Origin of the sequence: Caviibacterium pharyngocola (assembly GCF_002795405.1) — a bacterium.
Taxonomy (GTDB): domain Bacteria; phylum Pseudomonadota; class Gammaproteobacteria; order Enterobacterales; family Pasteurellaceae; genus Caviibacterium; species Caviibacterium pharyngocola.
This window is the reverse complement of sequence record NZ_PHGZ01000021.1, coordinates 61,426-68,542: the sequence shown is the minus strand read 5'-3', so window position 1 is coordinate 68,542 and position 7,117 is coordinate 61,426. Positions and strand designations below refer to the sequence as shown.

8 protein-coding genes and 1 pseudogene are annotated in these 7,117 nt (G+C 46.3%); 7 read left to right on the top strand and 2 right to left on the bottom strand.

All coding sequences use genetic code 11. The features are described from left to right. Positions 1-117: 117 nt before the first annotated feature. The 5 genes from CVP04_RS09770 (at position 118) to ruvX (ending at position 3,228) form a co-directional block, all read left to right on the top strand. The gene (locus CVP04_RS09770) at positions 118-1,152 is read left to right on the top strand and encodes a YeeE/YedE family protein (protein ID WP_100297329.1); all 1,035 of its coding nucleotides are present in this window, start codon (positions 118-120) and stop codon (positions 1,150-1,152) included. Positions 1,153-1,183: 31 nt separating this feature from the next. Further along, positions 1,184-1,405, top strand: a complete 222-nt coding sequence (locus CVP04_RS09765) for a sulfurtransferase TusA family protein (RefSeq protein WP_100297328.1) — start codon at positions 1,184-1,186, stop codon at positions 1,403-1,405. A gap of 89 nt (positions 1,406-1,494) precedes the next feature. Then, positions 1,495-2,229: a 16S rRNA (uracil(1498)-N(3))-methyltransferase gene (gene rsmE / locus CVP04_RS09760; protein WP_100297327.1), complete on the top strand. Its 735-nt coding sequence runs from the start codon at positions 1,495-1,497 to the stop codon at positions 2,227-2,229. A 19-nt stretch (positions 2,230-2,248) separates the two neighbouring features. Continuing rightward, positions 2,249-2,806, top strand: coding sequence for a YqgE/AlgH family protein (locus CVP04_RS09755; RefSeq protein WP_100297326.1), 558 nt, complete (start codon positions 2,249-2,251; stop codon positions 2,804-2,806). Then, complete coding sequence (gene ruvX / locus CVP04_RS09750) at positions 2,806-3,228, top strand: Holliday junction resolvase RuvX (protein WP_100297325.1); 423 nt, start codon at positions 2,806-2,808, stop codon at positions 3,226-3,228. Before CVP04_RS09755 ends, ruvX begins: the two co-directional genes overlap by 1 nt. Positions 3,229-3,291: 63 nt before the next feature. Here the strand turns inward: ruvX and CVP04_RS09745 are convergent, their stop codons facing one another. Continuing rightward, on the bottom strand, positions 3,292-3,975 hold the full coding sequence (locus tag CVP04_RS09745) for a 2,3-diphosphoglycerate-dependent phosphoglycerate mutase (RefSeq protein WP_100297324.1): 684 nt from the start codon (positions 3,973-3,975) through the stop codon (positions 3,292-3,294). 189 nt (positions 3,976-4,164) lie between these two features. On the opposite strand from CVP04_RS09745, the gene envC reads away from it, so the two are divergent. Both envC and CVP04_RS09735 read left to right on the top strand, forming a co-directional pair. Beyond that, positions 4,165-5,448 carry a murein hydrolase activator EnvC gene (envC, locus tag CVP04_RS09740; protein WP_100297323.1) on the top strand — a complete coding sequence of 428 codons (1,284 nt, stop codon included), beginning with the start codon at positions 4,165-4,167 and terminating at the stop codon, positions 5,446-5,448. Next, the gene (locus tag CVP04_RS09735; protein WP_100297322.1) at positions 5,445-6,287 is read left to right on the top strand and encodes a divergent polysaccharide deacetylase family protein; all 843 of its coding nucleotides are present in this window, start codon (positions 5,445-5,447) and stop codon (positions 6,285-6,287) included. The genes envC and CVP04_RS09735 overlap by 4 nt, the downstream gene beginning before the upstream one ends. A gap of 9 nt (positions 6,288-6,296) precedes the next feature. Here CVP04_RS09735 and CVP04_RS09730 read toward each other — a convergent pair. Further along, positions 6,297-6,971, bottom strand: a pseudogene (locus CVP04_RS09730) (ATP-binding protein); the annotation flags it as partial. Positions 6,972-7,117: the final 146 nt, after the last annotated feature.

The following is a 7,117-nucleotide window of genomic DNA, read 5'->3' as shown; positions in this document are numbered from 1 at the left end:
AAAGCTCAACAAGCCCTAATAACTAAGAAGCATATTTCCGGAAAAAAAGTTATTGGATTACGCTCGAATTCTTATGAATAATGAACTCCTTTTTTCTTCTCTCATAAGGATATGTTTATGATTTTAACGGGACTTTTATGCGGGCTGTTGCTCGGTTTTGTGATGCAGCGCGGACGCTTTTGTATCACCGGCGCATTTCGCGATCTTTATGTCACCAAAAGCAATAAAATGTTTATCGCTTTATTAATCGCCATCAGCGTACAATCCGTCGGCTTTTTCGCGTTGAAAGAATTCGGCGTGCTTAGCGTCGAACCGGCGGAAAATTTGGCGTTCTTCGCCGTAGTAATCGGCGCGTTTTTATTCGGTATCGGCATTGTGTTGGCGGGCGGTTGCGCCACCGGCACTTGGTATCGCGCCGGCGAAGGTTTAATCGGTAGCTGGGTGGCGTTGTTCACTTATATGTTGCTAAGCGCAATGATGCGCACCGGTCCGCTCGGTTCGTTCAATAGCACCTTGCGCGATATTAATATCGAACATTCCACTATTTACGGCAGTTTCGGCATTTCGCCTTGGTGGTTGGTGGCGCTGTTAAGTGCGGTCACTTTATTTTATGTTTTCAAACAGTTACGCAAACCGAAATTGAAAATCGCGGCGTTAAAACCGAAGAAAACCGGCTTAAGCCATATTTTATTCGAAAAACGCTGGGATCCTTTCGTCACCGCCGTATTGGTGGGCTTAATCGCGCTTGCCGCGTGGCCGTTAAGCGTGGCGACCGGGCGCGAATTCGGTTTGGGCATCACCGGTCCGTCTGCCAATATTATGCAATATTTGATTACCGGCGATGATAAATTCATCAACTGGGGCGTCTTTTTGGTATTGGGCATTTTCCTCGGATCCTTTATCGCGGCGAAAGCCAGCAATGAATTCCGTTTCCGCGTACCGGATGTCACCACGATCTTACGCAGTGCCGTCGGCGGTGTGTTAATGGGCATCGGCGCCACCCTTGCCGGCGGTTGTTCAATCGGCAACGGCTTGGTGGAAACCGCATTTTTCTCTTGGCAAGGTTGGTTATCTTTGCCGATAATGATTGCCGGCACTTGGGTTGCCGCCTATTTCACCATTATTAGACCGCAACGCCTAACAACGGCATAATGCAACAAACAAAATAAAAAGGAAAACAACAATGTTAGTAAAATTAGAAACTGCGGGCTTGGTTTGCCCGTTCCCGTTAGTCGAAGCAAAACAAGCGATGGCAACATTAAATAAAGGCGACGGATTGATTATCGAATTCGATTGCACTCAAGCCACCGAAGCCATTCCGAACTGGGCGGCGGAAGAAGGCTACGAAGTCACCGATTTCGAACAAATCAACGACGCGAAATGGACAATTACCGTTATTAAATAACGTAATCAATCAGCCAAAGTGCGGTGAAATTTTTCACCGCATTTTTATTTCTGTTATGATATAGGAAAATCTAATCACTCGGAAAAATAATGAGAATACCACGAATTTATCATCCCGATGCTTTAATCAATCTTCGCACTTGCCGTTTAAGCGACGATGCGGCGAATCACGTCGGTCGCGTGTTGCGAATGCAAGCGGGCGATGCGCTTGAATTATTCGACGGCAGCAACCATATTTATCACGCAGTCATCAGTCAAGTCGGCAAAAAATCCGTTGAGGTTGATATTTTGTCGTCGGAAGAAGCGGATCGCGAAAGTCCGTTGGCGATTCATTTAGGGCAAGTGATTTCGCGCGGCGAACGAATGGAATTCACCATACAAAAATCCGTCGAATTGGGCGTGAATGTCATCACGCCTTTGTGGTCGGAACGCTGCGGCGTGAAATTGGACGCGGAACGAATGGAGAAAAAAATCCAGCAATGGCAGAAAATCGCCATCGCCGCCTGCGAACAATGCGGCAGAAATATCGTGCCGCAAATTCGCCCGATGATGAAATTACAAGATTGGTGTGCAGAACAGGACGGTGCGTTAAAACTGAATTTACATCCGCGCGCCGCCTATTCCATTCGCACCTTGCCGAACATTCCGCAAGCGGGCGTGCGTTTGCTAATCGGTTCGGAAGGCGGTTTGTCGGAACAGGAAATCGCCGAAACCGTCCGTCAAGGCTTCACCGAAGTCTTATTGGGCAAGCGGATTTTGCGCACGGAAACCGCCGCATTAACCGCCATTACCGCATTACAAGTATGTTTCGGCGATTTAGCGTAATCGTATTTAGGAAAGTTATATGGAACTACAAAATCATTTTCTGATCGCAATGCCGCATCTTGAGGATGATCATTTTTATCGCTCGGTGGTTTATATTTGCGAACACAACGAACAAGGCGCAATGGGTTTGGTGCTCACCCAACCGACGGATTTAAGTATTGCCGAACTTTGCGCCAAAATGAATTATATGATGCAAGATAATCATCATTATCCCGACCAAGTCGTCTTAGCGGGCGGGCCGGTTAATCTCGAACGCGGATTTATTTTGCACACGCAAACGAAAAATGCCTTTATGCACAGCTATAAAGTGGCGGATAATTTATATTTAACCACCTCGGCGGATGTGGTGGATACCTTCGGTACGCCGGAGGAACCGGAAAAATATTTAGTTACTTTGGGTTGTGCCAGTTGGTCGCCGGAACAGCTGGAAAAAGAAATCGCGAATAACGATTGGCTGATTATTCCCGCAAGCGAACGCCTAATGTTTGACGTACCTTGCGAAGATCGTTGGCTGGAGGCGAATTTATCCTTAGGCATCGGCATAGATAATTTCACTTATCAAGCGGGGCATTGTTAATGGCGATCACCGTATTGGCATTCGATTTCGGCACGCGCAGCATCGGTTGCGCCGTCGGACAAAGTATCACCGGCACCGCGCAAGCCCTACCGGCATTTAGCGCGCAAGACGGTATTCCCGATTGGGCACAAATCGAAAAATGCTTAAACGAATGGAAACCGAATCTTATTGTGGTCGGCTTGCCGTTAAATATGGACGGTTCGGAACAAGAACTCACCGCACGCGCGCGAAAATTCGCCAATCGCTTACACGGGCGTTTCGGCATTCAAGTGGCATTGCAAGACGAGCGTTTAACCACCACGGAAGCCCGCGCGGAAATTTTCCAACGCGGCGGTTATCGCACGTTAAAGAAAGGCAAAGTGGACGGCATTTCCGCCTGTTTGATATTGGAAAGTTGGTTCGAAACGTATTCGGGCGAATAACCTATCGCAGATAACAAAAATCTCCGCAAAGTGCGGAGATTTTTTTCGCTAAAAATAGGCGGATTAGAGATAGAATTTTTCAACAAAATTTAATTTATCGTCTAATTTTAACACTAACGGTTGACCGGTCGGGATTTCGAAATCCATAATTTCCGCGTCAGAAATACCGATAATGTGTTTTGCCAATGCGCGTAAAGAGTTACCGTGCGCAGTGACAAGTACGCGTTTGCCGGATAACAATGCCGGTGCAATTTGATCTTCCCAAAACGGTAAAACACGTTCAAGGGTGATTTTTAAGTTTTCTGCATCCGGTACGACATCTGCCGGTAAATGTGCATAACGACGGTCGTTATGTGCGGAATTCGGATCTTGCGGATCTAAATCCGGCGGAGAAATGTCGTAAGAACGACGCCAAATGTGAACTTGCTCGTCACCGTATTGTTCTGCGGTCGCTTTTTTATCTAAACCTTGTAACGCACCGTAGTGACGTTCGTTCAAGCGCCAAGTTTTTACTTGCGGAATCCAAAGTTGGTGAGATTCTTCCAACACGATGTTACAGGTTTTGATTGCGCGAGTTAACACGGAGGTAAACGCGATATCGAATTCATAGCCGGCATCCAATAATTTTTTACCTGCCGCTTTTGCTTCTTCCACGCCGCGCTCGGTTAAATTCACATCGCGCCAGCCGGTAAATAAGTTTTTAGCATTCCACTCACTGAAACCGTGACGAATAAATACTAATTCCATATGAAATCTCCTGATGGTTAATAAAAAATACTCCGCACTTTATAGCAAAAATTTCCGATTTTTAAAAGCGAAAACCCGCGCTTTCCTGATCTTCCGCAAGAATTTACAGGAATTTTACACTCTAAGGTTTAGAGACAAAGTCAAAATAATGGTATATTGATAAACGAATTGGAACGTTAGGATATATTTATGTCGCCGTTATTGAACAAAAACCGGAATTTATTTGCCTTTTGCGCCGCCTTTTTGCGGCGCGGCGCGTCTTTTCATCGGCGCAAAACCGCTTATTTTATCACCGCACTTTTAACCGGCGGCGTGGTTTTTTGCGCCCAAGCGAACGACTTGTCGCAAATTCAAAAACAAATCAAACAACAAGAACAAAAAATCGCACAACAAAAGCAAGAACAAAATAAATTACAATCCACTTTAAAAAATCAAGAAACGCAAATTAACGGCGTGCTCGGACAGCTGCGCAAAACCGAATCGGATTTAAAAGAAACGCGTAAAATGATCGCCGAAACCGATAAACAAATCAAACGCTTGGAAAAACAAGAAAAAGAACAAAAAGCCAAGCTGGCGAAACAGTTGGATGCGATGTATCGTTCGGGCATTAATCCGTCGGTGCTGGAAAAATTATTTTCCGAAGACGCACAAAAAGCGGAGAGAATGAAAGCTTATTACGATCATATGAATCAAGCACGTTTGGTGTTAATCGAAGAATTAAAAGCCACACAAGATCAGCTGCGCAAAGATAAAGAATTGATTCGATCTCAACAAAAAGATCATCAAAATCAATTAAATGCGCAAAAAAAACAACAACAGGATTTGCAAAAAGTTCAGCGCGAACGACAATCGACGCTGAATCAACTGAACCAAAGCTTACAGCGGGATCAAAATAAATTAGACACCCTCAAAGCCAATGAAAACGCCTTGCGTCAACAAATTCAACGCGCCGAACAAGCCGCACGCGAGCAGGAAAAACGCGAGCGCGAAGCTTTGGCACAGAAGAAACAACAAGCGGAAAAAGACAATCAACGCCCTTACACACCGACCGCGCAAGAAAAACAATTAATCGCCGGCACCAGCGGGTTAGGTCAGCCGAAAAAACAATATGCTTATCCGGTCGCCGGAAAGATTTTAAACAGCTACGGTTCGGTGCAAATGGGTGAGTTAAAATGGAAAGGCATCGTCATCGGCGCAAGCGGCGGTTCGGCGGTGAAAGCCATTGCCGACGGGCGGGTGATTCTTGCCGGCTGGTTGCAAGGTTACGGTTTAATGGTCATCATCAAACACGGTGAAAGCGATCTCAGTCTTTACGGCTATAATCAATCCGTCAGCGTGCGCGAAGGTCAGCAAGTGAAAGCGGGACAAAAAATCGCCGAAGTAGGAACTTCCGGCGGGCAATCCCGTTCCGGTTTGTATTTTGAAATTCGCCGCAAAGGGATTGCCGTCAATCCGACAGGTTGGCTGAAATGATTGCGCAACGTCTAAAAAGTGCGGTGAAAATTTTATTTTTTTCCACCGCACTTTTCCCGATTTTCAGCGCGGCGCAACCGGCGCGCCTTGCCATTGTGATTGATGATATCGGCTATCACCCGAAAGAAGACGCTGCGATTTTGGCAATACCGAAAGAAATTTCCGTGGCGATTATTCCTTCCGCGCCTTACGCCAAACAGCGCAACCAGCAGGCGAAACAACAAAATCGTGATATTTTAATTCATTTACCGATGCAACCCTTAAGCCAACAGAAAATCGAAGAAGGCGGCATTCGCTTAGGAATGAGCCAAGAAGAAGTGGCGCAACGGGTCAAAAATTCCAAAGCCATTGTATCGCACGCCATCGGGATGAATAATCATATGGGCAGCGCCGCCACCGCCGACAGCGATTTAATGCTCAAGTTAATGAACGTTTTGCGCGAACAACATTTGTTCTTTTTAGACAGTCGTACCATCGGGCGTTCCGTTGCCGGCAAAATCGCTAAGCAACAAGGCGTCAACTCGCTGGATCGCCATATTTTTCTCGACGATAGCGATGAATTCGCCGATGTTCAGCGCCAATTTCAACTTTCACTGCAATACGCTCGTAAACACGGCACGGCGATTGTGATCGGTCATCCGCGTAAAAATACCGTCGCCGTATTGCAAGCCGGTTTAAAAAATCTGCCGCAAGATATTCAATTAGTCGGAATGGGCAGCCTATGGCGTAAAGAAAAAGTCATCCCGCCGAAACCGTTCATTATGCTGTTTAACGATAAACCGGCGCCCACTTCCGTCGCGCCTTTCGAGGACGTGCCCTTGCTTCGCGGTGTGCCGTAATAATGACAATTACACTTGTGACGACAATTTGCGCAATAGACGATCCATCGCTCGATACCCCAAGGCTTCCGCCAAATGTTGCCGGTTAATCGCGCTGTCATTATTTAAATCGGCAATGGTGCGGGACACTTTTAAAATGCGATGATACGCCCGAACTGACAAGCCGAGTTTGGTTAAGGCATTTTCCAAGAAAACCGCATCTTCGGCGGAAATGCGGCAATCCCGCTCGATTTCTTTGGCGTTTAAATGGGCGTTGATTTTTCCAGCCCGACTTAACTGAATTTCACGAACCTTTAAAATTTTCGACCGCACTTGTTCGCTGGTTTCGCCGCGTTCGCCGCTTTGCTGTAAACTGCCTTGCGGCAACAAAGGCACTTCGATAGACAAATCGAATCGATCCAAAAACGGGCCGGATAAGCGATTCAAATAGCGCATAACTTGCTGCGGCGAAGTACGGTTGTGCATTCCCGAATAATGCCCCGTCGGGCTGGGATTCATTGCCGCCACTAATTGAAATTTCGCCGGAAAACTAATTTTCGCGTTGGCGCGTGAAATCGCGATTTCGCCGCTTTCCAAGGGCTGGCGAAGTGCGTCCAACACCTTGCGCTCGAACTCGGGTAATTCGTCCAGAAATAGCACGCCGTTATGGGCAAGCGAAATTTCGCCCGGTTTCGGAATCGTGCCACTGTCAAAGATACAAATAAATGTCATAATGTTTCAACATTGAAACGAAAGAATAAGGCTTTGCCCTATTTTTTGCCATTAAAAGATACAAATAGATGGCACAAAAGATACAAATAGCTGTCAATTTATTTTAAAAGATATAAATA